Origin of the sequence: Halopseudomonas litoralis, assembly GCF_900105005.1 — a bacterium.
Classification (GTDB): Bacteria; Pseudomonadota; Gammaproteobacteria; order Pseudomonadales; family Pseudomonadaceae; genus Halopseudomonas; species Halopseudomonas litoralis.
On the sequence record NZ_LT629748.1, the window covers coordinates 325,914 to 352,298 of the forward strand.

Annotated in this window: 29 protein-coding genes; 19 read left to right on the forward strand and 10 right to left on the reverse strand. The window is 59.8% G+C overall.

Annotated features, from left to right (window positions below; genetic code table 11):
• Positions 1–173: 173 nt before the first annotated feature.
• Entirely contained in the window at positions 174–761 is a 588-nt protein-coding gene (locus BLU11_RS01695) for a DUF488 domain-containing protein (RefSeq protein WP_090271755.1), read from the reverse strand.
• 2 nt (positions 762–763) lie between these two features.
• Positions 764–976: a hypervirulence associated TUDOR domain-containing protein gene (locus BLU11_RS01700; protein WP_090271756.1), complete on the reverse strand. Its 213-nt coding sequence runs from the start codon at positions 974–976 to the stop codon at positions 764–766.
• A gap of 129 nt (positions 977–1,105) precedes the next feature.
• On the opposite strand from BLU11_RS01700, the gene BLU11_RS19655 reads away from it, so the two are divergent.
• Positions 1,106–1,417, forward strand: a complete 312-nt coding sequence (locus tag BLU11_RS19655) for a VOC family protein (protein ID WP_090271757.1) — start codon at positions 1,106–1,108, stop codon at positions 1,415–1,417.
• 60 nt (positions 1,418–1,477) lie between these two features.
• On the opposite strand, the gene BLU11_RS01710 is transcribed toward BLU11_RS19655, so the two are convergent.
• A complete protein-coding gene (locus BLU11_RS01710) occupies positions 1,478–2,848 on the reverse strand; it encodes an NAD(P)-binding domain-containing protein (protein ID WP_090271758.1) in 1,371 nt (456 codons plus the stop codon).
• Positions 2,849–3,138: 290 nt separating this feature from the next.
• Here BLU11_RS01710 and BLU11_RS01715 point away from each other — a divergent pair, with 290 nt between their 5' ends.
• The 5 genes from BLU11_RS01715 to BLU11_RS01735 all read left to right on the forward strand — a co-directional run bounded on the left by BLU11_RS01715 (position 3,139) and on the right by BLU11_RS01735 (position 8,751).
• A complete protein-coding gene (locus tag BLU11_RS01715; RefSeq protein WP_407920241.1) occupies positions 3,139–4,296 on the forward strand; it encodes an efflux RND transporter periplasmic adaptor subunit in 1,158 nt (385 codons plus the stop codon).
• Positions 4,297–4,301: 5 nt separating this feature from the next.
• Positions 4,302–5,525, forward strand: a complete 1,224-nt coding sequence (locus BLU11_RS01720; protein ID WP_090271760.1) for an ABC transporter permease — start codon at positions 4,302–4,304, stop codon at positions 5,523–5,525.
• Positions 5,518–6,228, forward strand: coding sequence for an ABC transporter ATP-binding protein (locus BLU11_RS01725; protein ID WP_090271761.1), 711 nt, complete (start codon positions 5,518–5,520; stop codon positions 6,226–6,228). The genes BLU11_RS01720 and BLU11_RS01725 overlap by 8 nt, the downstream gene beginning before the upstream one ends.
• Before the next feature lie 89 nt (positions 6,229–6,317).
• Positions 6,318–8,369: a TonB-dependent receptor gene (locus tag BLU11_RS01730; RefSeq protein ID WP_090271762.1), complete on the forward strand. Its 2,052-nt coding sequence runs from the start codon at positions 6,318–6,320 to the stop codon at positions 8,367–8,369.
• 70 nt (positions 8,370–8,439) lie between these two features.
• Entirely contained in the window at positions 8,440–8,751 is a 312-nt protein-coding gene (locus tag BLU11_RS01735) for a Nif3-like dinuclear metal center hexameric protein (RefSeq protein ID WP_090271763.1), read from the forward strand.
• Between the two features lie 60 nt (positions 8,752–8,811).
• Here the strand turns inward: BLU11_RS01735 and BLU11_RS01740 are convergent, their stop codons facing one another.
• The 3 genes from BLU11_RS01740 to BLU11_RS01750 form a co-directional block, all read right to left on the reverse strand.
• A complete protein-coding gene (locus BLU11_RS01740) occupies positions 8,812–9,819 on the reverse strand; it encodes a cytochrome-c peroxidase (protein ID WP_090271764.1) in 1,008 nt (335 codons plus the stop codon).
• Between the two features lie 102 nt (positions 9,820–9,921).
• Positions 9,922–10,410, reverse strand: a complete 489-nt coding sequence (locus tag BLU11_RS01745; protein WP_090271765.1) for a L,D-transpeptidase family protein — start codon at positions 10,408–10,410, stop codon at positions 9,922–9,924.
• The gene (locus BLU11_RS01750; RefSeq protein WP_090271766.1) at positions 10,407–10,964 is read right to left on the reverse strand and encodes an NUDIX hydrolase; all 558 of its coding nucleotides are present in this window, start codon (positions 10,962–10,964) and stop codon (positions 10,407–10,409) included. The genes BLU11_RS01745 and BLU11_RS01750 overlap by 4 nt, the downstream gene beginning before the upstream one ends.
• A 173-nt stretch (positions 10,965–11,137) precedes the next feature.
• Here BLU11_RS01750 and BLU11_RS01755 point away from each other — a divergent pair, with 173 nt between their 5' ends.
• The 4 genes from BLU11_RS01755 to purT are packed head-to-tail and all read left to right on the forward strand — an operon-like array spanning position 11,138 to position 13,666.
• Positions 11,138–11,746, forward strand: coding sequence for an NUDIX hydrolase (locus tag BLU11_RS01755; protein WP_090276136.1), 609 nt, complete (start codon positions 11,138–11,140; stop codon positions 11,744–11,746).
• Positions 11,746–12,270: a gamma carbonic anhydrase family protein gene (locus BLU11_RS01760; RefSeq protein ID WP_090271767.1), complete on the forward strand. Its 525-nt coding sequence runs from the start codon at positions 11,746–11,748 to the stop codon at positions 12,268–12,270. Before BLU11_RS01755 ends, BLU11_RS01760 begins: the two co-directional genes overlap by 1 nt.
• Positions 12,270–12,479: a DUF1289 domain-containing protein gene (locus BLU11_RS01765; protein ID WP_172828655.1), complete on the forward strand. Its 210-nt coding sequence runs from the start codon at positions 12,270–12,272 to the stop codon at positions 12,477–12,479. The genes BLU11_RS01760 and BLU11_RS01765 overlap by 1 nt, the downstream gene beginning before the upstream one ends.
• Positions 12,480–12,484: 5 nt before the next feature.
• Positions 12,485–13,666, forward strand: a complete 1,182-nt coding sequence (gene purT, locus BLU11_RS01770; RefSeq protein WP_090271769.1) for a formate-dependent phosphoribosylglycinamide formyltransferase — start codon at positions 12,485–12,487, stop codon at positions 13,664–13,666.
• A 155-nt stretch (positions 13,667–13,821) separates the two neighbouring features.
• Here purT and BLU11_RS01775 read toward each other — a convergent pair whose 3' ends face one another.
• Both BLU11_RS01775 and BLU11_RS01780 read right to left on the reverse strand, forming a co-directional pair.
• Positions 13,822–15,105 (reverse strand): HlyC/CorC family transporter, encoded by a 1,284-nt coding sequence (locus tag BLU11_RS01775; protein ID WP_090271770.1) that lies wholly within the window; start codon positions 15,103–15,105, stop codon positions 13,822–13,824.
• 35 nt (positions 15,106–15,140) lie between these two features.
• Positions 15,141–15,941 carry a cytochrome C assembly family protein gene (locus BLU11_RS01780; RefSeq protein ID WP_090271771.1) on the reverse strand — a complete coding sequence of 267 codons (801 nt, stop codon included), beginning with the start codon at positions 15,939–15,941 and terminating at the stop codon, positions 15,141–15,143.
• A gap of 158 nt (positions 15,942–16,099) precedes the next feature.
• On the opposite strand from BLU11_RS01780, the gene ffh reads away from it, so the two are divergent.
• The 5 genes from ffh (at position 16,100) to rplS (ending at position 19,596) form a co-directional block, all read left to right on the forward strand.
• The gene (gene ffh, locus BLU11_RS01785; RefSeq protein WP_090271772.1) at positions 16,100–17,497 is read left to right on the forward strand and encodes a signal recognition particle protein; all 1,398 of its coding nucleotides are present in this window, start codon (positions 16,100–16,102) and stop codon (positions 17,495–17,497) included.
• Between the two features lie 174 nt (positions 17,498–17,671).
• Entirely contained in the window at positions 17,672–17,920 is a 249-nt protein-coding gene (gene rpsP / locus BLU11_RS01790) for a 30S ribosomal protein S16 (protein ID WP_090271773.1), read from the forward strand.
• Position 17,921: 1 nt separating this feature from the next.
• Positions 17,922–18,464: a ribosome maturation factor RimM gene (gene rimM, locus BLU11_RS01795; RefSeq protein WP_090271774.1), complete on the forward strand. Its 543-nt coding sequence runs from the start codon at positions 17,922–17,924 to the stop codon at positions 18,462–18,464.
• Positions 18,465–18,467: 3 nt separating this feature from the next.
• Positions 18,468–19,217: a tRNA (guanosine(37)-N1)-methyltransferase TrmD gene (trmD, locus tag BLU11_RS01800; RefSeq protein ID WP_090271775.1), complete on the forward strand. Its 750-nt coding sequence runs from the start codon at positions 18,468–18,470 to the stop codon at positions 19,215–19,217.
• A 31-nt stretch (positions 19,218–19,248) separates the two neighbouring features.
• Entirely contained in the window at positions 19,249–19,596 is a 348-nt protein-coding gene (gene rplS, locus BLU11_RS01805; protein ID WP_090271776.1) for a 50S ribosomal protein L19, read from the forward strand.
• Between the two features lie 81 nt (positions 19,597–19,677).
• Here rplS and BLU11_RS01810 read toward each other — a convergent pair whose 3' ends face one another.
• Both BLU11_RS01810 and BLU11_RS01815 read right to left on the reverse strand, forming a co-directional pair.
• Entirely contained in the window at positions 19,678–21,021 is a 1,344-nt protein-coding gene (locus tag BLU11_RS01810) for an ATP-binding protein (protein ID WP_090271777.1), read from the reverse strand.
• Positions 21,018–21,686: a response regulator gene (locus BLU11_RS01815; RefSeq protein ID WP_090271778.1), complete on the reverse strand. Its 669-nt coding sequence runs from the start codon at positions 21,684–21,686 to the stop codon at positions 21,018–21,020. The genes BLU11_RS01810 and BLU11_RS01815 overlap by 4 nt, the downstream gene beginning before the upstream one ends.
• Positions 21,687–21,877: 191 nt before the next feature.
• On the opposite strand from BLU11_RS01815, the gene BLU11_RS01820 reads away from it, so the two are divergent.
• The 4 genes from BLU11_RS01820 to BLU11_RS01835 all read left to right on the forward strand — a co-directional run bounded on the left by BLU11_RS01820 (position 21,878) and on the right by BLU11_RS01835 (position 26,384).
• A complete protein-coding gene (locus BLU11_RS01820; RefSeq protein WP_090271779.1) occupies positions 21,878–22,543 on the forward strand; it encodes a c-type cytochrome in 666 nt (221 codons plus the stop codon).
• Positions 22,544–22,725: 182 nt separating this feature from the next.
• Complete coding sequence (locus BLU11_RS01825) at positions 22,726–23,598, forward strand: c-type cytochrome (protein ID WP_197674243.1); 873 nt, start codon at positions 22,726–22,728, stop codon at positions 23,596–23,598.
• 144 nt (positions 23,599–23,742) lie between these two features.
• Complete coding sequence (dsbD, locus tag BLU11_RS01830; RefSeq protein WP_090271781.1) at positions 23,743–25,554, forward strand: protein-disulfide reductase DsbD; 1,812 nt, start codon at positions 23,743–23,745, stop codon at positions 25,552–25,554.
• On the forward strand, positions 25,551–26,384 hold the full coding sequence (locus BLU11_RS01835; protein WP_090271782.1) for a TlpA disulfide reductase family protein: 834 nt from the start codon (positions 25,551–25,553) through the stop codon (positions 26,382–26,384). The genes dsbD and BLU11_RS01835 overlap by 4 nt, the downstream gene beginning before the upstream one ends.
• Position 26,385 lies beyond the last annotated feature (1 nt).

Consider the following 26,385-nt stretch of genomic DNA (forward strand, 5'->3'; position numbering starts at 1 on the left):
CCGACAGTGCAGACCGGCCATGCCGGCCCGCCATCTGTGGGGCGAGAGGCTTGCTGGAAGGCATGACGCTGCCGTTTACAGCGCCTCTGTGAGGAGAAGCGTCCGATCCCACCGTTCCCAGGCAGAGCGTAGGAGCCACCGCATTTGAGTGGATGACTCATCAAGGACCAAGGCTATAAATCCATCTGCTGCTGAATACCCTGGCTCCTTTCCCTGGCGTTCAGCGGCTCGCCGCGGGTGGCGTCATAGGTCAGTTGGCCTCGATACAGCCGAGCCGGGCGGGTGTAGGGATGTTTTTCGATGTGTTTCTCATCCTGAATGTGCATGACCTGGGTGCCGCTGGCCATCAATACATCGGATACCAGTGAGCGATGACAGCGCCACCAGAGCACTTCGGCGCACATCATGCTGGTACATCGTCGCACGGCCAACTGGTGCAGACGTTCGAGGCCGGTGGCAAATTCCTGGCTGGCGGTATGGTCGGCGTAACCGCGAAAGGAGGTATTGCGCCACGCAGTATTGACCGAATCCGATGCTGGCCGGCGGCGACCACCCAACTCGGTGATCAGCAGATACTCGATACCCTGCTCATGCAGGCTGGCGCGCAACGCCTCCTGACCGAACTGCGGCATACGACGGGAACCGGGAAAGCGCCGCACATCCGCCACGGCCTCGATTCGATAATGCTGGAGCAGAGTGATGAACTCTTCTATCGAGCGTGTCGAGTGGCCCAGGGTCCAGATGGTATCGGCCTGTTCCATGCTCATTTGATCCGGGTCAGGGCATCTTCCCTGTGCATGGCGATGTGGTCGGTCTTGTCGCTCTGGATCTCGTACTGTGGCGAGTCCTTGCTCGCCCGGCGCGGGTGGCCCTTGTAGGTGGTATCGGCGGTATGCACCTTGATGATGGTGCCGCTGACCCGCCCGGCTTCGGAATTCCAACTGACGTGATCGTTGATCTTGAACTTGTGGCTCATGATCTTTCTCCTCCATATCCTCTTACTTGCTGTGACACGAGCCAGGCTGGAAGGTTTGCCCTGAGTTATTGCCGGTTGGCATGACGGGAAGCAGCGAACTAATCTTTTCCGGCGGGATACTCACACTCTATTAACGATTCGGGAGATGCGACATGGAAACCATGGAACTGCACCGCCGACTCCGAAGCGGCGCAGGGCAGCGTCACCGGCCGCCAGCATCTGGCATTTCAGGCGCGGGACGAGGCCATGGTCGAAGCGTTCCACAGGGCTGCTTTGGCCAGCGGAGGACAGGACAACGGTGCGCCGGGGTTGCGCTCCTATCATCCAGGCTACTATGCCGCCTTTGTGCTCGATCCCGAAGGCAATAATATCGAGGCGGTGTTTCATGGCGAGGCACGCCGCAGCGCGCCTTCAGTGCATATCAGCTTCGAGCCGGATTGAGACGGGGTGGGCTGCCGATGGGTAGCCCCGGCGCGGTGCCGGGGATAGTTGGATAGGGCGTCAGACCTTTTCCTGCTGCTTGGCGGATTGCCGTATCGGCGATGCCAGATAGGCTTCCAGCGAATCATCCATCGCTTCCAGCCAGCGGGTATGGTGCGCAGTGGCCATGTTGCCCGTCATCAGCGAGCGATAGATATTGTCGCGGAAGGTGAGGATATTCTCGTTCTTGTGCTCAAGCCACGCCATGAAGGTCTTGTTCACCCCGTCGATATCGAAGCTGGGATAGTCGGTCTGCTCGATCAGGCTGCGCACATAGTCACCCTGAAACTCGATCATCCCCCGTTCGTCTTCTATCTGTAGCTCGCGCTGGCGCCAGGCCTGGCTGTGCTTGACCATGGTCTGGGCGTCAGGCAGGGCAATGCGTTTGAGGATGACGTCGCGCACGAACCATGCCTGGGCGTCGAACATATTGAAGGTGTACCACTGGTCCTGCATGCCCAGATAGAACAGCCGGGGGTTGGCCTCCCAGACGGTGCCCTGATAGATGTTCAAAGGCCACAGCCGGTTATCGGTTTTCAGGCGTAATGATTCGTCCAGGAAGGGAAAGTGGTGAATATAACCGGTACACAGGATAATCGCATCGACATGCCTGGCAGTACCATCGGCAAAATGAGCGGTATTGCCATTTACTTTGACGAGTAAGGGTTTTTCTTCCCAGTTGTCCGGCCAATCGAAGCCCATAGGGCCGCTGCGATAGCTGGTAACGATACTGCGGGCGCCGTATTTGTAACACTGCGAACCGATGTCTTCGGCAGAATAACTGCTGCCGATGATCAGGACGTCCTGACCACGGAATTCCAGCGCATCGCGGAAATCATGGGCATGCAGAATGCGTCCATTGAAGCTCTGAAATCCGTCGAAATCAGGAACATTGGGCGTGGAGAAATGCCCCGAGGCGACTACCACATGATCGAAGGTTTCTGTTGTCACCTCATCGGTATCATGATCATGGGCGGTGACGCTGAAAAGGCAGGTCTCTTCATTGTAGGTGACCTGACGAACCGGGCAGTTGAAGCGAATGTACTTACGCACATCGGCCTGTTCCACACGGCCTTTTATATAGTCCCAAAGCACTTCGCGCGGTGGGTAGGAGGCGATGGGGCGGCCGAAATGTTCTTCGAAGCTGTAATCGGCGAACTCCAGGCCTTCCTTCGGTCCGTTGGACCATAGATAGCGATACATGCTGCCATGCACGGGCTCGCCATGCTGGTCCAGGCCGGTACGCCAGCTGTAGTTCCAGAGCCCGCCCCAATCCGACTGTTTCTCGTAGCAGACCAGGTCGGGAATCTCGCAACCCTGTTGCTGGGCGGATTGAAAAGCACGAAGCTGAGCCAGACCGCTGGGGCCGGCGCCGATAATGGCTACTCTCATTTATTGTTTCCTTCACTAATTGAATATCGCGAGCGGCACCGCATCATCAGACAGCAGGCATGTCTCGCGGCAACACGAAAACTGGCCGGAATGGCCCGGCCAATAATGAATTTTTGCTTAGAGGTGTAATCGTACAGTAAATAGCCAATTTCTGCGAATTGGCTATGGGATTAGCACCGCGGCGGTGAAGGCAGGCGCGAGGCAGGCATCTGTAATATATTGATCGGACTGGTTTTCCTTTATCTGAAAGGTTCTGTCCCTTGTCCGACTCAAGACCCCTACCGCGCTGGTTGTTGCTCCTGTTGCCTGTTGTGTTGCTGGCGGCCTGGTTTGGCTGGCAGCAATGGCAGGGACCCGAGGTGGCCGGTTATCAGTTGGAGATGCACCCGCTGGTACAGCGGGTGGTTGCCAGTGGCGAGGTGGACAGTCAATCGCTCGCCCAGATCGGTAGTGAAATCACCGGTGTGGTGAAGGCGCGGCATGTGCGCGAGGGCGACAGCGTCAAGGCGGGTGACCTGCTGCTGGAATTGCGCGATGAGGAGCAGCAAGCCGGGCTGCTCGAAGCCCAGGCGGCGTTGCAGCAACTGGTTGAGTCCGAGCGTCCGCAGGCCCAGGCCGCCTTGCGTGAGGCGCAGAGTGATCTGCAGCAGGCGACGCGTGAGCGTGAGCGCCGGGATACGCTTTTCCAGCGCCAGCTCGTATCGGTGGAGCAGCGCGAACAGTCTCGCCAGGCGGAAACCAGTGCCAGGGTCAGACGCGATCGGGCGCAGCTTGCAGCCACGGCTGCTGACACCGGTGGCAGTGATGAACAGGTATTGCAGCAGCGTCTGGCCGCCGCCCGCGCTGCGCTGGAAAAGACGCGAATCAAAGCCCAGGTGGATGGTGTGGTGCAGGTGCGACAGGTCGAACCGGGCGATCTGGTGCAGCCCGGCACCATGCTGCTGCAGATCGCCCGTTCCGACAGTCGCGAGATCATAGTGCCGCTGGACGAGAAGGACCTCGGGCCGGTGGCCATCGACCAGCCGGCGCTGGTCATCGCCGACGCCTTTCCCCTGAATACATTGGAAGCCAGAGTCAGCTTTATTGCCCCGGCGGTCGATACCAATCGCGGCACCATAGACATCCATCTGCAGGTGCTGGAACCGGCGGAGTTCCTGCGTCAGGGAATGACGGTGTCGGTGGACATCCGTACCGGCAGCCGCCAGCAGGCGCTGGTGCTGGCCAATGACGCCTTGCAGAACCGCCGTGGTACCCAAGCCGAGGTACTGCGCTGGACCGCCGATCGCCAGGTGGAGCGGGTGCCGGTGCAATTGGGTTTGCGCGGTACCGGATTGACCGAAATTGTCGAAGGGCTGAGCGCCGGGGATGTGGTGCTGACGGGCGATATTGAAGAAGGGCAGCGGGTGCGGGTGCGCATTGAGCCTATGTTGCTCGGCGGCAGGGAGTGACCAGGGTGCAACGTCTGATTGCCAGCGTCTGGACCGAATGGTTGATCGCGCTGCGCTTTCTGCTGGATAACCGTATGCAGACGCTGATGATCCTGTTCGGTATCACCGTTGGCTCAGCGGTGATCGTGTTCATCACCGCGCTGATTACCGGCCTGCAGGACAACGTCGTCGAACGCACCCTGGGCACCCAGGCGCATATTCGTATTCTGCCGCTGGATGAGTTCAACCGTATGGTGCCGCTATCTGGTGATGCCGTCTCGCTGACCCTGGAGAACCCGCGTGCCCAGCGGCTGCGCTCGATCAGCAACTGGCAGGAGGTGGTCGCCGTGCTGGATCAGCATCCGCGGTTGCCGGCTGTATCGCCGGTCATCAGCGGGCCGGCGCTGGCGCTCAGCGGCGTAGCGCGCGCTTCGGTCGCGCTGATCGGCATGGACCCCGAGCGCTATGAGCGAATCATTCCGATCAGCGATGACCTGATTGCCGGCGAGTTTCGCGTGGGCGCCGGGCATGCGGTGATCGGCAGTGAGCTGGCCAGGGACCTCGGGCTGGATGTTGGTGACAAGCTGCGTCTGGATGGCGGTGATGGTCGTGAAGCTGTGGTGGACATAGCTGGGGTGTTCGAGCTGGGTGTGCGCGAACTGGATGCCCGTTATGTCTATCTCGATCTGAAACAGGCCCAGACCCTTCTGGCGCTGCCTGGTGGGGTGACTGTGATCGATACACGGGTGGACGAGATCTTCGCTGCCGATGATCTGGCTCGGAGCATCGAGCGGCTGACCGGCCTGCAGGCGGAAAGCTGGATGCAGACCAACGGCCAGTTGCTTAACGCGCTGACTTCGCAGAGCATGACCACCGAGATGATTCGCGTATTCGTCGGGATCTCCGTGGCCTTCGGCATTGCCAGTGTGCTGGCGGTGAGCGTGGTGCAGCGCACCCGGGAGATCGGCATTCTGCGCGCCATGGGCAGTCCGCGCGGGCAGATCTTGCGCGTGTTTCTGTTGCAGGGCGGGTTGTTGGGGCTGGTCGGTTCCGGTGTGGGCTGTGCGGTTGGGTGGGGATTGGTGCAGGTATTTAATTTGTTCGGCCCCGGCCTGTTCTGGGTGCCGGTCGCGCCGGGGCTGATCCCGGTGGCCATGGCGATTGCCACTCTGGCGGGTGTGCTCGCGGCGGCCGTGCCGGCGCGCCGGGCGGCCCGTTATGATCCGGCGATAGCGATCCGTTATGTCTGATGACGTGCTGCGCCTGGAGCGCATCGGCAAGATCTTCAACCAGGGCACGCCGCTGGAAAGCACTGTGCTGCACGATATCGACCTGCGGCTGGGGCGTGGTGAGCTGACCGCGTTGATCGGGCCATCCGGTTCCGGCAAGAGCACACTGCTCAACCTGATTGGCCTGCTGGATGTGCCCAGCGCCGGTGAACTCTACCTGCAGGGCCAGCCGACCCGCGACAGCGACGACGCAACCCGCACCCACCTGCGCAACCAGGCGCTGGGTTTCGTGTTCCAGTTCCATCATCTGATTTCCGCCTTCAGCGTGCTGGAGAACGTGCTCATGCCGCTGATCATCCGCAGCGGCAGGCCCTCGACCGAAGCCATCGATCTGGCGCGCGGCCTGCTCCGCGAAGTGGGGCTGGAGAAGATGGCTGACAAGAAACCCACCGAGATTTCCGGCGGTCAGCAGCAGCGGGTGGCCATCGCCCGCGCACTGATCACCCGTCCGCCACTGCTGCTGGCAGACGAGCCCACCGGCAACCTCGACACCAAAACGGCGGAAAGCGTGTTCGATCTGTTCCGGCGTATCAACAGCCAATTCGGTTGCTCCATCCTGGTGGTTACCCATGATCCGCGGCTGGCGGCCAGCTGTCCGCGCACCGTGCAGTTGGTGGATGGGCGCATCGTCAGTGACGAAACGGGAAATCTCACCTCCGCCTGAATTAAAACTTGATTGTTATAATATAACAAATAATACTTGCCTCCCTTCGCGGCAGCCTTTCTGCTGCGGGTTATTGCATGGGAGGGTATATGGAGAGATCAGGGCAATTGTTGAAAGGCGCCATCACGCTGGCCGGGTTGGCGGGACTGGTGGCATGGCCGACGCCACTGTTGGCTGCCGGCGAGCCGGCGGCGCTGCCGGACACTGTGGTGCGCGCCTCGGCGTTGAACAGTCAGGTGGCGGATATGAGTGCGGCCAGCGTGGTGCTGCAGGGCGATGAGCTGGCCAAACGCCGGGCGGCGACCCTGGGCGATACCCTGTCGGGTCTGCCGGGCATTCATTCCAGCGGCTTTGGACCGGGTGTCGGGCGGCCGGTGATTCGCGGGCTGGAAGGCAGTCGAGTCAAGGTGTTGAGCGATGGCGTCGATGTGCTGGATGCGTCCACCAGCAGTCCGGATCATGCTATTACCAGCGAGATGCTGTTGCTGGAGCAGGTCGAAGTGATCAAGGGGCCGGCGACGTTGATGTATGGCGGCGGCGCGATTGGTGGGGTGGTCAACCTGATCGATCGCCGCGTGCCGACCTATGTACCGGAACGCGGGGTGGAAGCGGATCTGGAATTGCGTGGCAACAGCGTGGCAGATGAGCGCGCGGGCGCCTTTGGCATCACCGCCGGTACCGGGCAGTTTGCCCTGCGCCTGGAAGGCAGTAAGTCGGATGCCGATCCGTATTCCATTCCAGGCAACCCGTCCAAACAAGAGGGCGCTTTCAACGAGTCCGACGCCGCCGGGCTGGGGCTGAGCTGGATAAGTGATCGTGGCTATCTCGGCATCGCCTACAGCGAGCAGAATCGGGAGTACGGTCTGCTGGCTCATGAGCATGCCGACTGCCATACCCATGGGCCCACCTGGCACTGCGGCGGGCACGGCCATGGTCACGACGATCATGATCACGACCATGACCACGAGCACGGTGCCGCCTTCATCGATATGCAGCAACAGCGCTGGGATCTGCGCGGCGAGTACCGTGACCCTTTCGCCGGGTTCGAGCGGGTGCGGCTGCGTATGGCGCATACCGATTATCAGCATGAGGAGATCGAGGGCAGTGAGGTGGGCACCCGGTTTGACAATCAGGGCAGCGAAGCGCGTCTCGAGCTGACCCACAAGCCGATCGCCGGCTGGCGCGGCGTTATCGGCGGGCAAACCTCGCGGCGTGATTTCTCGGCGCTGGGTGAAGAGGCCTACGTGCCGGCAACCCTGACCGCTAACCATGCGCTGTTTCTGCTGGAGGAGCTGCAGCTCGGCGACTGGCGCTACGAGTGGGGACTGCGCCATGAGTGGCAGAATATTGATGTAAAGCGCAGCGCGCGCGATGTATCCCATCGTGGTACCTCGCTGTCGGCAGGTACTACCTGGCGGTTCGCGCCGGAGTACGCGCTGTTCGCCAACCTGTCTCGTTCCCAGCGTCTGCCGACCGCCGAGGAGCTGTTTGCCATGGGGCCGCATGCGGCAACGCGCACGGTGGAATTGGGTAATGCCAATCTGAAGGAAGAGACCGGCTACAACATGGAAATCGGCCTGCGCAAGCTCAGCGGGCGTCTGACCTACAGCCTGAGCGCCTTCCGTAATCAGGTGGATGATTTCATCTATGCGGCGGACGCCGGATATGATCCGGGTGGCCACTATCGGGTGGTGGAATACCAGCAGGACGATGCCGTGCTGCAGGGGCTGGAAGGCAGCTTTGGTATCCAGGCCACCGACAGTCTGAAGGTGACCCTGTTTGGCGACACCGTGCGCGGCAAGTTGCGTGACGGCGGCGGCGACCTGCCGCGTATTCCGGCGGATCGTTATGGCGTGCGTCTGGAACAGCGTTTGACCAGCCATGTGGATGCTGAGCTGGAAGGCTACCGCGTACGTCGTCAGAGCGATATTGCCGACCATGAAAGCGAAACCGGTGCCTACACCATGCTCACCGCTGGGTTGAGTTATCAGGGTCACAGCCAGAGCGGAATGAACTATCTGCTGTATGTCCGGGCCAACAACCTGCTGGATGACAAGGCGCGGCAGCACACCTCCTTTATCAAGGATGATGTACTGCTGCCGGGGCGTAATATGACGGTGGGCATGCGTCTCAGTTTCTGAGAGCCATTGAGCAAAGCAGTCCGGGCTGTAACACTGCACCTGTCAGTGTTCAGTCCGGAGCTTTCCCGTCATGTACAAACTCTGTTTCTTCGTTCCCGAAACTCATCTTGAACCGGTCAAGCAGGCGGTGTTTGCCGCCGGAGGAGGGCGCATTGGGGATTATGAACATTGCTGCTGGCAGGTGTTGGGGCGCGGACAGTTTCGCCCTGGGCCAGGTGCGAATCCCTTTATCGGTAAGGCCGGAGAGCTGGAGAACGTGGCTGAATATCGGGTGGAGCTGGTGTGCGCGGACGAGCTGATCGTCCGCGCCGTAGCCGCACTCAAACAGGCCCATCCCTATGAAGAACCCGCTTATGACGTCTGGCGTCTGGCGGATATCTGAAGCGAACTGCGGACAAGGCGGGCCGGGTTTTATCCCGGCCCCTCCAGGGGGCTGCAGTGCTTACTTGATGCCGAACGGCTGGGGCCGTGGGGTGTCGTTGGTCGACGGTGGCAGGATTGGCATGGTGAAGGTCGGCTGATCACCGGTCAGGGTCTTGAGGAAGGCGACGACGTTATCGATTTCCTGCTCCTGCAACTCGCGACCCAACTGCAGGCGCGCCATCACGTCGGTGGCCTCTTCCAGTGACCAGTACGCACCGTCATGGAAGTAGGGGTAGGTCAGCTCGACGTTACGCAGCGACGGCACCTTGAAACTGAAGCGGTCCGCATCCTTGCCGGTCACGGCAACGCGACCTTCAGCCGGGTTGGTGGTCTGGTAGGGCTCGACCACACCCATGCGCTGGAAAGACGTGCCGCCCGCCGCCGGGCCGTTGTGGCAGGCCACGCAGCCGATGGACTTGAAGGTCTCGTAACCGGCCAGCTCCTGCTGGGTGATGGCGTCGTCATCACCTTTGAGCCATTGGTCGAAACGCGAATTCGGTGTCACCAGTGTCTCCTCGAACACCGCGATGGCATCGGTGATATTGCCGATGGTGATTTCCTTGCTGCCATAGACCTTGGCGAACTCTTCCCGGTACTGCGGGATGGAGTTGATCACGTCCACGGCCAGCACATGGCTGGAAGCCATTTCCATCGGGTTGGCGATCGGGCCACCTGCCTGCTCCTGCAGGTTGGCGGCGCGGCCGTCCCAGAACTGCGCTACGAACAGGCTGGAGTTCAACACGGTCGGCGAGTTGATCGGGCCTTCCTGCCAGTTGTGACCGATCGAGGTGGGCAGGTTGTCGCTACCGCCCATGGACAGGTTGTGGCAGGAGTTGCAGGAAATGAAACCGGACATGGACAGGCGTGGATCGAACCACAGCTTCTTGCCCAGCTCGACTTTTTCCGGTGCGGTGACGACCGCGGGCTCGATGGGCTTGATCAGTTCACTGACCAGGCGGTCAGCATGCACCTGTGTGCTGAGGCCGATGCCGGCGGCAATGGCCAGGCATATCAGTTTGATTTTCATAAATAATGTGCTCCCTACACGGACGTGGACAAGCATGGTTCTGCGACCATGTTGCTTGACTCTGATTGTCCTATATCCGGATGTAAGGGAGGTTGATATGGGTCAAGGTCTGATCTCGACCAGGGTCTGATCCGGCACCATATCCCACAATTCGCGCATGCTCTGATTGTCCAGAGCGATACAGCCGTTGGTCCAGTCGAGCCCCTCGAAGAACCATTCGGGGTAATCCTCATCCACGGGCGTACCGTGAATCATGATCATGCTGCCGGGGTCGGTGCCGCGCTTCCAGGCCTGGGTTTGGTCCTTGAGGTTGGGATAGTCCAGATGCAGGCTGAGGTTATAGCTGGGGCTGCGGTGGCGCCAATCGATACTGTAGACACCTTCCGGGGTACGGTTGTCGCCCCGCTCCTGCTTGTGGCCGAGCGGCTGTTTGCCCAGTGAGACGCGGTACTGGCGAATCACCTGACCATCGCTGATCACTTCCAGCCGGCGTTCCTGCTTGTGGATCATCAGCTTGTCGATGGTTGGGGAGCCGGCCAGGCAGTTGATGGCGAGCAGGCCGAACAGCAGGACCGCCAGCAGGTGCCTCATTGGTTGAGGTTGCCGGGTTTGCGTGGCCAGACAATATCAGACATGCGCACCGGGAAATGCTGGGTCGGATAATCCTGGAAATACTGCCGCAGGGTCTTGCCGATGGTTGGGAATGCCAACTGATCCCAGGGAATTTCAGCTTCGCTGAACAGTCTGACTTCCAGGCTCTCTTCTCCGGCGGCGAAGTCCATATCGGCCAGCTGCCCGCGGAAAAACATATACACCTGGTTGATATGCGGCAGGTTGAACAGCATGTATAGCTGCTGTTGCAGAACTCTGGCCCGAGCCTCTTCCCAGGTTTCCCGCAGCGCTGCCTGCTCGGTGGTCTCGCCGTTTTCCATGAAGCCAGCGGGCAGTGTCCAGAAGCCGTGGCGGGGTTCGATGGCTCGGCGGCAGAGCAGAACGTGGCGCTCCTGGGTAACCAGACAACCGGCGACGATACGTGGGTTCTGATAATGAACGACCTTGCAGTGCTCGCAAACATACCGGGGGCGGGTGTCGCCCTCCGGAATGCGCTCGACGATCGGTTGTGCACAGTGACTGCAGAATTTCATGACGCCCGATACTCCGGTTGAAGGCTATGGTTAATCTTGCGGTGCATCGAACGATCGGTAAAGGGGGCAATCATCGTTGCGTAACGGGTATAGGGTAGTATTCAGTGGCCGGGAGGCTCTGGCCCGGTGACGGTGATCATGACATCATGGGTAAAAACAACGAGGTAGGTTGCATGCTGGACAAAGTACGCGCGCGGATTCCCGAGTATCGCCCGCGATTGGTTGAAACCGCCGGCTTGCCGGAAGCCGGTGTGCTGGTGCCCGTCACCTGTGTGGATAACGAGCCGGAAATCATTCTCACCTTGCGCTCCAACAGCCTTTCAACTCACTCGGGCGAAGTGGCATTCCCCGGTGGCCGGCGTGACCCCGGTGATGTCGATCTTGCTTTCACCGCCCTGCGTGAGGCCCACGAAGAGATCGGCTTGTTGCCTGACCTGGTCGAAGTGGTCGGTCCGCTGGGCAGTCTGGTGTCGCGCTTCGGCATCAAGGTCACGCCCTATGTTGGCATAGTGCCGGACGTCTTCGACCTGTGCCCTAACGAGAGCGAGATTCAGGAAGTCTTTCGCGTGCCAGTCAGCTACTTTCTCGGCGACAACCGGGAAATGACCCATCGCATCGACTACGAGGGACGCAGCTGGTATGTGCCCAGCTACCGCTATGAAGGCTTCAAAATCTGGGGACTGACGGCGCTGATTCTGGTGGACTTCATCAACGTGGCATTCGATGCCCGCATCCCGCTGCGTACCCCTTTCAGTGGACCAATCCGGATTGAGGAAGAGTGATGAAATACAGACTGGGCGATGACCGTGTGGAGATGGCCGATGATGCCTGGATTGCCGAGACGGCGACCGTCATTGGCAGGGTGCGTCTGGAGGCGGGTGCCAGCGTCTGGTTCAACGCGGTGCTGCGCGGTGACAACGAACTCATTCTGATCGGCGAGAACAGCAACGTGCAGGACGGTGCCGTGATGCACACCGATCCAGGTGCGCCTCTGACTCTGGGCAAGGGTGTCACTGTCGGCCACAAGGCCATGCTGCACGGCTGCACCGTCGGCGATTACAGCCTGATCGGTATTAACGCTGTGGTACTGAATGGCGCAAAGATCGGCCGCAACTGCATCATCGGCGCCAATGCGCTGGTCCCCGAGGGCAAGGAGATTCCCGATGGTTCGCTGGTCATGGGCTCGCCTGGCAAGGTGGTGCGCCAGTTGACCGAGCAGCAGCAACAGGCCGTGGCCGCTGGCGCAGCGCATTATGTGCATAACGCTGAGCGCTACCGCCGCGAACTGCAGCCGCAGGACGACTGATGAGCGCGGAATTGCCGGTGAGATCCCCCTGCGTACACATTTGCTGTCTGGATGAGCAGAATATCTGTACCGGTTGTCAGCGCAGCGGCGCGGAGATCACCGAATGGGGACGCGCCAGCAATGAGCGTCGCCGGGAAATCCTGAATCTTTGTGAAAGCCGGGCGCGCGAGCAGGGCGTCTGGATGAATATCGGAACTGTGAAAGGATAGTCGGCATGCCCTGTATAGGAACACCACTGACCGGGAATGCGACCCGTGTATTGCTGCTTGGCTCGGGTGAGCTGGGCAAGGAAGTGGCCATCGAACTGCAGCGTCTGGGCTGTGAAGTCATTGCTGTGGATCGTTACACCAATGCGCCTGCCATGCAGGTCGCCCACCGCAGCCATGTGATCAACATGTTGGATGCCGCCGCGCTGCGTCAGGTCATCGAGCTGGAACAGCCGGCGTATATCGTGCCGGAGATCGAAGCTATCGCTACGGCCGCGCTGGTGGAGCTGGAAGGCGAAGGTTACAAGGTCATCCCCACCGCCCGCGCGGCGCAGCTGACCATGGATCGCGAAGGTATTCGCCGGCTGGCCAGCGAAGAGTTGCAACTGCCGACGTCGCCCTATCGGTTCGCCGATGGGCATGCGGATTATCTGGCGGCGGTCGCAGAGATCGGCTTGCCCTGTGTGGTCAAGCCGGTGATGAGCTCCTCGGGCAAGGGTCAGAGCCTGTTGCGTAGCGAGGGTGATATCGAAGCGGCCTGGGAGTATGCCCAGTCCGGTGGCCGTGCCGGTGTGGGGCGGGTCATCGTTGAAGGCTTTGTCGACTTCGATTACGAGATCACCCTGCTGACTGTGCGCCATAGTGGCGGCACCAGCTTCTGCGCCCCCATCGGCCATCGTCAGGAAGCGGGCGACTACCGTGAATCTTGGCAGCCGCAGCAGATGAGTGGTCAGGCGCTGGCCCAGGCCCAGCAGGTGGCGCGCAGTATCACCGATGCCCTGGGTGGGCGCGGTGTGTTCGGTGTCGAACTGTTCATCAAGGGCGATCAGGTGTGGTTCAACGAGGTATCACCGCGACCACACGATACGGGGCTGGTGACGCTGATTTCCCAGGATTTGTCCGAGTTCGCACTGCATGCCCGAGCCATTCTCGGTCTGCCGATCCCGCAGATTCGTCAGATCGGTCCATCAGCGTCGGCGGTGATCATGGCGGAAGGCAGTTCGAACGAGGTCAGCTTCGGCAACCTGCAACAGGCACTCAGCGAGCCGGATACCCAGCTACGCTTGTTCGGTAAACCTGATGTGGACGGCCTGCGGCGCATGGGCGTGGCGCTGGCGCGGGATGTGGATATCGAGTCGGCGCGGGCCAAGGCGCGGCGAGCGGCAGAGGCGGTACACGTCGAGCTGTAGAAGCCCTTTTAAAGTAGGTGCGGCTCCCTTTTTTGGGAGCGGCCTTGGCCGCGAATGCTCCAGCAGATAACCCTTCGCGGGCAAGCCCGCTCCTACAGTTGCATCAGCTACCTACAAGACCCGATACCAGACTCAGCCCGCAAACTCGATCGCTATCAGGTTTCCGGTCTTTCCTGCCGCCGCGGCTCCACGTGCCAGATCCGCACACTCTTGATCATGTTGTCCTTGGTTTGCAGGATTTCCATACGGTAGTGCCCGATGCTAAGGCACACACTGTTGTCGGGGATGCTTTCCAATCGTTCGGTGATCAGCCCGTTGAGTGTCTTGGGCCCGTCCTCCGGCAGCTTCCACAGCAATTGACGATTGATCGCGCGCAGGGCCACGCTGCCATCAATGACGTAGGTGCCGTCATCCTGGGGATGAATGTCATGGTTGGCCGGCAGAAGGTCCGTGGTGAATTCACCGACAATCTCTTCCAGAATGTCTTCCAGGGTAATCAGCCCGATGACGTCACCATATTCGTCCACCACGAAGCCGATACGCCGCTTATGCTTCTGGAAGTTCAGCAGTTGAGTATGCAGTGGCGTGTTTTCCGGAATGAAATACGGGTCCTTGCTGGAGGCGATCAGGCTCTCCTTGGTCAACTCGTCGCGGCTCAGCAAGCGGGCGATGATGCGCATGTGCACCAGGCCGGTGACGTTGTTGATGTCTCCACGAAATATCGGCAATCGGGTATGGTGGCTGGTGCGCAGCTGGTCGAGAATGATCGGCATGTCGTCATCCAGGTCAATACCGTAGGCCTCGTTGCGCGGCACCATGATGTCGTTGACCGTCATCTTTTCCAGATCGAGGATGCTCAGCAGCATATTCTGACGCTTGCGCGTGATGCCTAGGGTGCCCTCGTTGACCACGGTGCGCAGCTCCTCGGCACTGAGCTGGCCATTCTGATTGTTCTTCGGGTTCACCCCGAGCAACCGTAGCAGCCCGTTGCTCACCGTGCCGCACAGCCACACCACCGGATACAGCACCCGCTGCAGCAGACTGAGGATGATGGCGACGCGAAAGGCGACCATTTCCGGGCGCAGCGCCGCCAGCGTTTTAGGCGTGATTTCGCCGAAGATGAGAATGATGATGGTCAGCAGGATGGTGGAAATGGCAATACCGGCATCGCCCCACAATTGCACGGCGATAACGCTGGCAATCGAGGCGGCGAGGATATTGACAATATTGTTGCCGACCAGAATGGTGCCCAGCAGGCGGTCGGGGCGGGTGAGCATGTTCTCAGCGCGCTGCGCGCCGCGGTGCCCCTTTTTACTGAGGTGCTTTAACCGATAGCGGTTGAGGCTCATCATGCTCGTTTCCGAGCTGGAGAAAAATCCCGAAAGGGCGATGAGCACAGCCAGTATCAGTAATAGAACGCCGGTATTTGCGTCATTCAAAGGCTACCTCGGCACGCGGTTGGTGAGTGTCGTCATTACATCGGCAGAATGAATTCGCTGACCAGTTTGCTGCCGAAGAATGCCAGCATCAATAGCAGGAAACCGCCCAGCGTCCAACGGATGGCGAAGCTGCTGCGCCAGCCGCGGAAATGCCGACCCCACAGCAGAATACCGAAGACCACCCATGCCAGGCAGGATAGCAGGGTCTTGTGCGCCACATTCTGGGCGAACATGTTATCGAGGAATACGAAACCGGAAATCAGCGCCAGCGTCAGCAGTACTTCACCACACAGCAGGAACTGGAACAACAGGGCTTCCATGGTCTGTAGTGGCGGAAAGGTGCGGTTGAAGCGGACCGGATTGCGATGTTTGAGTTGGTTGTTCTGAACGGCCAGCAAGGCTGCCTGAAAGGCCGCTATGGTCAGAATGCCGTAAGCCAGAATCGACAGCAGTACGTGCACCAGCACTGCCGATTGACCGGGAACGGTGGCTGCACCGTGGCCCGGAAATGCCCAGGACAGCAGATCGGTGATCAAGGCCAGGGGAAAGAGCACGATCAACAGGCTGGTAACCGGCGCACTCAGGCTGAAGACCAGCGTAACAGCGAGCACCAGCCAGGCGATTAGCGAGGAAACATGGAAGAAGCCGAATGACAACCCGCTGCCGGTGAAGAGTTCAACGTACAGGCTGACCGCATGCGCAACCAGCGCGATGGCGCCGATGCCGCGCAGCAGGCCGGGGTTGGCGCTGCGTCTGCGGGTCAGGCAGCGTATCTGGTAAAGCGTGCCGCCGAGATAAAACGCAGCAGCAAGCAGGCTGGAGATCAGAGCTGTCATACGTCCTTGAAAATACTTATCAATAAAATCGAAGTGTCGCACAAGCCGCGTTGAGGATAAAGCGCTTGCTGCATCCGTACCAACCCCAATGTATACTTGCCGACCAGAACGCCTCAACCCGCCGTCGCGGGGTGCGCGGGGCAAAGGAGAATTCGTCGATGTTTGAAAATCTTACCGAACGCCTATCGGCCAGTCTGGCTGGGGTCACCGGCCGCGCCAAGCTGACCGAAGACAATATCAAGGATACGTTGCGCGAAGTGCGCATGGCGCTGCTCGAGGCGGATGTCGCCTTGCCGGTGGTCAAGACCTTCGTCGATCAGGTACGCGAGCGTGCCGTGGGCCAGGAAGTGTCGCGCAGCCTGTCTCCGGGGCAGGTGTTCGTCAAGATCATCAAGGCCGAGCTGGAAGCGGTCATGGGCCAGGCCGAGGGCCTGAACCTGGCGGTGGCACCGCCGGCAGTAATCATGATGGCGGGTCTGCAGGGCGCCGGTAAGACCACCAGTGTGGCCAAGCTGGCCAAGACGCTGCGCGAGCAGCAGAAGAAGAAGGTCATGGTGGTCAGTGCTGACGTCTATCGTCCAGCCGCGATCAAGCAGCTTGAGACACTGGCTGCAGAAGTGGAGGTCAATTTCTTCCCGTCTGATCTCAGCCAGAAGCCTGTTGCCATTGTCGAGGCCGCGATCCGCGAAGCGAAGAACCGTTTCATGGATGTATTGATCGTCGATACCGCCGGTCGACTGCATATCGACGCCGACATGATGGACGAGATCAAGGCCGTGCATGCTGCGGCCAAGCCTGCCGAGACATTGTTCGTGGTCGACGCCATGACCGGTCAGGACGCTGCCAATACGGCCCAGGCGTTCAACGAGGCGCTGCCGCTGACTGGGGTCATCCTGACCAAGGTTGACGGTGACGCCCGTGGTGGCGCAGCGTTGTCGGTACGGCATATCACTGGCAAGCCGATCAAGTTCCTCGGTGTCGGCGAGAAGACCGATGCCCTCGAGCCCTTCCACCCCGACCGGGTCGCCTCGCGCATTCTCGGCATGGGTGATGTGCTCAGCCTGATTGAGCAGGCCGAGCAGAAGCTGGACAAGGACAAGGCCGAGAAACTGGCCAACAAGCTCAAGAAGGGTAAGGGCTTTGATCTGGAAGACTTCCGTGACCAGCTGCAGCAGATGCGCGGTATGGGTGGTCTGGGCTCGCTGATGGATAAATTGCCGATGATGGGCAAGGTCAATCCCGCGCAGATGGAAACTGCCCAGACCCAGGCCGAGAAGCAGTTCAAACAGATGGAAGCCATCATCAACTCGATGACGCCGGGCGAACGTCGCAATCCGGATGTCATCAGTGGTTCGCGCAAGCGCCGCATTGCTGCCGGCTCGGGCACCCAGATCCAGGATATCGGAAGGGTGATCAAGCAGCACAAGCAGATGCAGAAGATGATGAAGAAGGTCAGTGGCAAAGGAGGTATGGCCAAACTCATGCGCGGTATGGGTGGCATGGGCGGAGGCGGTGGTGGAATGCTGCCACCGGGCGGCGGAATGCCGCGATTCTGACGACTTTGCCTCAGCGCGGATTCCTTGCGTTATGAGGTGGGCCGGCTCGCCAGCGGGCCGGGGTACAAAAGAGTTTCATTTGTTCGCGATATTCCGTAGAATACGCGACCTTTCGAGCTATATGCTCGTAATGAATTTTGTGAGTCTTATTCAAATACAGGAAATGATGTCCACATGGTAACCATTCGTCTTGCTCGTGGTGGCTCCAAGAAGCGCCCTTTTTATCATCTGACTGTTGCCAACAGCCGCAATGCCCGTGATAGCCGCTTTATCGAGCGCGTAGGCTTCTTCAACCCAGTTGCTGCTGGTAGCGAGCCCCGTCTGTCCGTAGACCAGGATCGCGTAAGCTACTGGCTGAGCCAGGGCGCACAGCCTTCTGATCGTGTAGCCAATCTGATCAAGGAAGCTCAGGCATCTGCCTGATATGACACGCCAGCCTGAGCCGGTTGGATCGCCTTTGGTGGTCCTCGGCAAAATCGTATCGGTTCATGGCATACGCGGAGCGGTGAAGGTGTATTCACACACTGATCCGCTGGACAATGTGCTGGACTATCCCGAGTGGACTCTCCGCAAGGGTGATGTGCAGCGTCAGGTGTCTGTCGTCACGGGGCGCGTTCAGGGTCGTGTTCTGGTGGTCCAGCTCAAAGGGCTGACTGACCGGGACCAGGCACTTGAGCTCAAGGATTGGGAAATCTGCGTACCGCGTGCTGAATTGCCGGCGTTGGATGACGGTGATTTTTACTGGTATCAGTTGGTAGGTCTGCAGGTAGTGACTCTTGAGGGTCAGCTGCTCGGTCGTATCGACCACCTGCTGGAAACCGGCTCCAACGATGTCATGGTGGTAAAGCCCTGTGCGGGCAGTCTGGACCAGCGTGAGCGGCTGCTGCCGTATCTGCCGGACCTGTACATAAAGCACATCGACCTGACTGAAGGTGTCATGCAGGTCGATTGGGATCCGGAGTTCTGACCGGTGTGGGCCGGTGTAGTAACTCTGTTTCCCGAGATGTTCACGGCGTTGACCGAGCACGGAGTGACCGGCAGGGCCGTCAAGCGGGGCCAGCTGACAGTCGAGTTCAGTAATCCCCGTGAGCATGCCCATGACCGTCATCGCACGGTCGATGATCGACCCTTTGGTGGTGGTCCGGGCATGCTGATGAAGGTCGAGCCGTTGCTGGAAGCCATAGAGGCGATCCGGCAGAAGGCACCCTCCAGACCCCGGGTGATCTATCTCTCTCCCCAGGGTAAGCTGCTGACACAGCGCCGGGCCGAGGAATTGGCCCAACTGGACAGTCTTGTCCTGCTGTGTGGCCGCTATGAGGGCATCGACGAACGCATTGTCGAGACGTGCGTCGACGAGGAAATATCCATCGGCGATTACGTACTGTCCGGCGGTGAACTGGGAGCCATGGTGCTCCTGGATGCGGTAAGCCGACTGATCCCCGGTGTGCTTGGGCACGCTGATTCAGCGGCAGAAGATTCGTTTTCGGAAGGGTGGCTGGATTGTCCGCATTACACCCGGCCGGAAGAGTTTGCAGGGCAGCGCGTACCGGAGGTGCTGCTCAGTGGTAATCATGCATTGATCCGGCGCTGGCGCCTCAAGCAGTCCTTGGGTAGAACCTGGCAACGTCGCCCGGAACTGCTCGAAGAGCTGACCTTGAGCAAAGAACAGCAGAAACTGCTGGCGGAATTTATCCGCGAGCAGGAAACCGATAACCATTAAGCAAGTCCGGCGGCTTGTAGGAGCTTTAGAAATGTCTAACATTATTGCCCAGCTCGAAGCAGAGCAAATGACCCGTGAAATCACTCCGTTCGCACCGGGTGACACTGTAATTGTCCAGGTACGAGTGAAGGAAGGCGAGCGTCAGCGTCTGCAGGCCTTCGAAGGCGTGGTTATCGGTAAGCGTAACCGGGGTCTGAACTCCGCGTTCACCGTTCGTAAAATCTCCAGCGGTGTTGGCGTCGAGCGTACCTTCCAGACCTTCTCTCCGGTAGTTGACAGTGTTACCGTCAAGCGTCGCGGCGACGTGCGCAAGGCCAAGCTGTACTACCTGCGCGCCCTGTCCGGCAAGGCAGCACGTATCAAGGAAAAACTGTCCTGATAGGACGTTTTGCCTTGAAAAAAACCGCCTTCGGGCGGTTTTTTGTTGTCTGCTATTGCTTGTCTTCAAAAGAACAAGCAATCAAACGTTCGCAGCTTCGGAAAGGGGGATCAGGATTTCTGCGACCAGACCGCCTTCTTCTCGGGACTTCAAATTGAGTACGCCGCCGAAGCGTTCTGCAATGGCGCGCACAATGGAGATACCCAGGCCTGCTCCATCCTGGCGCTGTCGCCCTTGGTCTCCGCGCCAGAAGCGCCGGCCGATCTGGGACACCTGCTCCGGGCTCAGCCCGGGCCCTTGGTCGGTGACGGTGAGCACGCAGCGCTGATCTGAGTGATTGAACAATGCCTTTACCTCAATGGCGGTGGCGTCGGGCGAATAGCGAATGGCATTGTCCACCAGATTGCGGACAGCGGTTTCCAGCATTGATCTGGGCATGGGTGTTCCGGCATCGGCGCCTTCGACAGTCAGGGACAGACGACTTCGCTGAGCTTCTTCCAGTCGATTGAGCACGCCGTTTACTGCCTCCAGCACCGAAGCGCACTCGTCTCCCTCGCTGATAGCCGCCTCGGTGCGGGCCAAGGTCATCATCTGATCAAGCGTGCGCCGCAGCCGGCGCACGCCTTCCTCGGCACCGGACAGCGAGGCCTGTGCTTCCTCGCCCTCACTCAGGCGGACGACTTGCAGGTGGGTATCGATGACCGTCAACGGCGTGCGCAATTCATGGGCTGCTGCGTCGGTGAAGGCGCGTTGACTGGACAGCGCCCGGGCCAGCCGGCCGAGCAGTCCATTCATCGCGTCCAGAACCGGGCGCAGCTCGCTGGGGGCATGGTCGAGGACAATCGGCGTGGTGTCGTCCGTTTTCTTGGCGCGCAGCTGTTCACGCAGGGCTTGCAACGGAGCCAGGCCGCGCCCGATGCCGATCCACAGTGCTGCCAGACCGCCAAAAAAGGCGATCAGAAAGGGCACACCCGCCGCCCGCAGCAGGTCGTTGATGAGCACGTTCCGCTCATCGATACGGTCTGCGGTGGTGATCTGGTAGCCGTTGTCGTGCAGGATGTAGATCCGCCATTGTCTACCTTCCACTGCACGCGTGCTGTAGCCTGCCGGCAGGGTGTCAAAATCCGAAGAGGGCACGCTGCCGGTACGCGCCAAGACTTCGCCACGCAGCGCCCGGATCTCGCAGGCGATGCCTTCTTTGCCGCTGATACGCACAGCCTCGGTAAAGTTCGCCGGAGAGGAGTTGGGGTCCAGTGCCGCACCTTCGAGCAGACCCGCCACCATGCGCGCTGACATGGCCAGACGGCCGTCAAGGGTGCGATCCAGATTGGCGCGCATGCCTTGCATCATCCAGGCTGCCGCGGCGGCCCAAAGCACCACCAGGGCGATTCCTGCGATCAGTACCGCGCGCAAGCGCAGGCTCATGGGGTGAGCCTCCAGCCCAATCGATAGCCCAGTCCGCGCGCCGTCTCGATCGCCTCGGCGCCCAGTTTTCGCCGGATATTGTGAATATGCACATTCAGCGCGTTGCTGTTGATGGCCTCACCGAGTCCGTACAGGCGTTCGTTGAGCGCATCAGGCAGTACCCAGCGGCCATCGGCGGCGGCTAGGTGAACCAACAGATCGACTTCTCGACGGGACAACGTGACCGATTCGCCATCAAGCCAGGCCAGGCCGCTATCGGGTTCCAACCGTAAAGGTCCCGCTGCGATAGCCTGGGCGGCTCGGCCCTGGGTGCGCCTGACCAGCGCATGTAACCTCGCGGCCAGCTCGCGCAGGTCGAACGGCTTGACTAGATAGTCGTCTGCGCCTCCCTGCAGGCCGGTGAGTCGATGTTCAATGGCATCGCGGGCCGAGAGAATGAGGATGGGCAAGTCGGGTTCAAACGAGCGCATGCTGCTCAGCAGCTGCATGCCGTCGCGGTCAGGTAACCCCAGATCGAGCACCAGAGCCTGGAAAGTGTCTTCCATTTGCGCCGTTTCCGCCGCGGCTGCAGTGCAGACGTGATGCACAGCGATCCCGTGTTTGCGCAGTCCAGCGACAATGCCCTGGCCGATCAATTCGTCATCTTCTACCAGCAGCACCCGCATCTCAGACCTCTTTGTCGCCCAAAAAGGCCATCTTAGGCCAAGAGTTACCGGGCCGTCAGCCTGGGATGAATATCAAGAACGGCTTTAGTTTCGCTTAATCGGACTATGCTATAAGCGCACGCCATTGGGACAGATCGCGACAGGAAGTGACTGCCGCTATGTTGCCGCAGGGGTAACTTGAGGAGTTTTTAATGAATAAAAATCATATTCAAGGGGCGGGCTTGAGTGCCTGTTTGCTGCTGTTTTCTCTGGGTGTATCCGCTGCGCCGACAACGCCTGATCCAGCGCAGGGCAAGGCCGCGGCGGGGCTGTGCGAGACCTGCCACAAGGCCGATGGCAGTGGGCAGAATATTCCGGATGGAGAGTCCTGGCCGCGACTGGCCGGGCTGGATGCGGATTATTTAACCAAACAGATGCAGGACTTCAAGACCGGAAAGCGCCGCAACCCCAGCATGGAGGCGTTTGCCCAGATGCTTGATGACGAGAAGATCGTCCATATTTCCGCCTGGTTTGCCAGCTTGCCGGCCACTACCAGTGGGCAGCCGGAAGATACTGAAAGCTATTCTGCGGAGCAACTCGAACGCGGCAAACAACTGGCCACGGTAGGAGACTGGGATCAATACGTGGTGCCATGCTCACGTTGTCATGGCCCGGATAACCTCGGGGCCGGTACGGTATTCCCGGCGATCGCTGGACAGCATTTTGGTTATATACGAGACCAGTTGCTGGATTGGCAACAAGGCCACCGCGACAATGATGCTCAGGAGCTGATGGCCACCATCGCCGCACGGATGAGCACTGAGGACGTCAATGCGGTCGCTGCCTGGCTTTCCACTCAGCCAGCCGCCGCCCAGTAGAGGAATTACCCATGACCACTTCAACACCTATGATATCCCGGTTTCGTCGGTACTTGTTGACCACACTGGGCTGCATACTGGCAGGTCACATATCACTGGTCCAGGCTCAGCTGTCCGAGGAAAGTTTGAGTATTCTCGCCAGTATGGCTCCAAACGCTCCTGCTCCTGCTGCGGACAGTTTTGTGCATATCCCACCCACAATGGCTGATCTGGAAGCGTCATCCTTGCACCCGGAATTGAAACGGGTCATCCGGCGCGGCTATGACATTTTCACCAATACCCAGCAGTATCGTGATCAATATGTATTCAACGATATGAACTGTGATAGTTGCCACATGGGTGCCGGGCGCTTGCCGTTTGCCGGGCCGATCTGGCCGGCGGCGGTCACCCTGCCGAACTACCGGCCGAAGAATGATCACGTCAACAATCTGGAGGAGCGCATCGCTGGCTGCTTTACCTACTCCATGAACGGCAAGCCGCCGGCCTATGGCAGTGATGAAATGCTTGCGCTCAGTGCCTATCATCAATGGCTGGCCAAGGGCGTGCCTATGTACCTGGCGGACGCCAACATATATGGACGTGGCTATCCGCGGGTTGCGGAGCCCGCTGAAGCACCGGACTACCAGCGCGGCAAGGCCACCTATGAAGCGCAGTGCTCGATATGCCATGCCAATGATGGCGGCGGCTTGAGCGTACGTGATGAAGTGGTCTTTCCGCCACTATGGGGCGATAACTCCTACAACTGGGGTGCCGGCATCAGCCGCTTGTTCACACTGGCAGGCTTTATCAAACACAACATGCCGCTGGGTCAGCCCAATACGCTCACCGATCAACAGGCGTGGGATCTGGCCCAATTCATCGACTCGCAGGAGCGCCCGCAGGACCCGCGCTACACGGGTGATGTGAAAGAAACACTGGAGTTGTACGGCGACACCTTCCATAAACACACCTTGTACGGCCAGGAAGTGGAAGGCCGGTTGCTGGGCGATCACGATAACGTCGGCCGCAAGGATTTTCTCAAGCCTGACGTGCTGCGCGACCGCACCTTCGACTGATAGTGTTCGAGCAGGGCGGGGCATGCATTGCCCCGCTTTGCGGTATATCAGATAGAACAGCACGTTGTTGCCTTCCTGTCTTTAGTTTCGCTTAACCGAGCAGGTGCATCATTCCCTGAAATGCCTTGCTTGGAGGAGCCGAAATTGTCTTTGTACCGACGTGCGCTTGCGATTGTTCTTCTATTTTTTTGTGTCATCGGTAGCGCATTGGCCAGTGGCGGCCTGTTCTCCTGGGGGCGGGAGCCCGAACTTCTGCAGGCCGTGGACGTTTTCCAGCTGGAAAATGTTCGTCAGCAAGATGATAGCTTCGAGGTAAATGGAAATATCACCGATGGTTACTATGTGTACCGCCATTCGTTGAAGCTGGTTGACGGGCAGGGCAACCCGGTTGAATTGGAGCTCACGACAGGTACGGCCCAGCACGATGAGTTCTTCGGCGACACGGAAATCTACACCGGCGCTATGCTGCGTCTGGACTTTCCGGTCGAGACAGCAGGTCCGCTGACCCTGCATTGGCAAGGATGCGCAGAGGTTGGTTTCTGTTATCCCCCGCAGACCTTGCAGGTGGATTTGCCAGCGAGCGGGGCGGGTGCTGCCTCGGACCAAGGTTCATCCGTTCGTTCGTCCAACCCAGACAACACACCCCTGAGTGCCGGCGAAGACCAGCAAGCCGCACAGCGACTGGCCGCGCTAGGTCCGGTGTCGGGTACGATGCTGTTCTTCGGCTTCGGTCTGTTATTAGCATTCACGCCCTGCACACTACCGATGATTCCCATCGTCTCCAGTATGGTGGTCGGCAGTCAGGCCAAGCCTCGGCGCGCTTTCGTTCTCTCCTTTTTCTACGTGGTGGCGATGGCCGGCACCTACGCGGCAGTCGGGGTGGCGGCCGGCCTGGCCGGCGCCAATCTTCAGGCAACGCTGCAATCGCCCTGGCTGCTGGGCGCGTTCGCGGCATTGTTCCTGATCCTGGCAAGCTCGCTGTTTGGTCTGTTCTCCTTGCGCTTGCCGTCCGCATTGATGGACCGGGTCGAGTCGGCAGGGCGTGGGCGTTCAGGGGGCAGTGTTATCGGTGCTGCAGCGCTGGGCTTTCTGTCTGCACTATTGGTCGGTCCGTGCATGACCGCGCCCCTGGCGGGTGCCTTGCTGTACATCGGACAAACCGGCAGTGCGCTCTATGGCGGTCTGGCCCTGTTTGCGCTCGGCCTGGGCATGGGGCTGCCGCTGTTGGCGATTGCGACCTTCGGCGCGCGCATCCTGCCCAAACCTGGCGCCTGGATGGACAGGGTGAATATTGCCTTCGGCTACGTCATGGTCGGTATGGCGGGGATGATGCTGGACCGCTTCCTGTCTGGCACCCTGAGTCTGATGTTGTGGGGAGCATGGATATTGTCAGTGGCCGTCGGCCTGCTGGCCTGGGCTCAGGCGGTAACAGCGAAGCCGCGTCTATTATGGGCGCTGCGCACCGGTGCAGCCTTTGTCGGTCTGTGGTCGGTATTCATGCTGATAGGCGCGGCGTCGGGCGGGGATTCGGTATTGCAGCCGCTGACGCACCTGCGCGGTGGCACGGCGGTAGCCTCTACGACAGCCACGCCGACCTATGTTCAGGCCAAATCGGTGGAGGATGTGGATGCCCGTTTGGCAGAGGCCGCGGCGCGGGGCGAGTGGACTCTGATCGACTTCTACGCTGACTGGTGCATCAGCTGCCATGTCATCGAGCGCAATGTATTCGGTGACCCGGTCGTGGCGCAACGCCTGGCACGCATGCAGATCCTGCGTCCAGACGTGACGCTCAACGACGCAACTGATCAGGCCCTGCTCAAACACTGGGGCGTCATGGGGCCACCGACACTCATTCTTGTGGGACCAGATGGCGCCGAGCGCCGCGACCTGCGCATGGTAGGTGAGGTCAATACGAGTGAATTTCTCGATCGTCTGAATGCAGCAGGTACACCATGATGAGTATCGGTCCGTTCTCCATAAAGGTCGTCGGCGTCGTCGCTGCCATAATGCTCGCCTGGCTGGTCACCCGCGCTGTTGCCAAGCGCATGTCAGATGTTTCTCACAAGCTGGCCGGTGCAGTGCTATTTGATGCCGTGTTCTGGGGGCTGATAGCCGCCAGGCTGGGGTATATCGCTCAATGGCGGGAAGACTACTTCGCCGCGCCGATGTCGATGCTCGCTATAGGCGACGGCGGGTTCTCCTGGTGGGTGGGGGTGCTGGCGGCGCTCGCGTTTGTCTGGTGGCGGACCCGTACGTCACAGCGGTTGCGTCGGCCGGTTCTGGCGGGGGTGATGACCGGCGTCGCGGCGTGGTTCTTGGCCGGTATGGTGGTCGGGCTGCTGCATCATTCGCCGCCCCTGCCGGATCTGCATTTGGCGACACTGGAAGAGCAGCCCATTTCGCTACTGTCCTATCAAGGGCGTCCAACCGTGGTGAATCTCTGGGCCACCTGGTGTCCGCCCTGTCGTCGGGAAATGCCGGTATTCGAGCAGGCTCAGGCAGCGTTTCCGGAAGTGGCCATTGTCATGATCAACCAGGGAGAAAGCGCTCAGCAGGCGCAGGCTTTTCTTGAGAGTCAAGGACTGAACTTGAGCGATGTATTGCTTGATCCCTTCTCCCGAACCATGCACGCAGTGGGTGCGCGTGCCTTACCCACCACCTTGTTTTTCGATGCCGAAGGCCAGTTGGTGGATTCGCATATGGGTGAACTCACCATGGCCAGTTTCAAGAGCAATATGTCGCGCCATTTTGCGCAATCCGCCCAGCCGGCCACAGACGAGGAGTAAT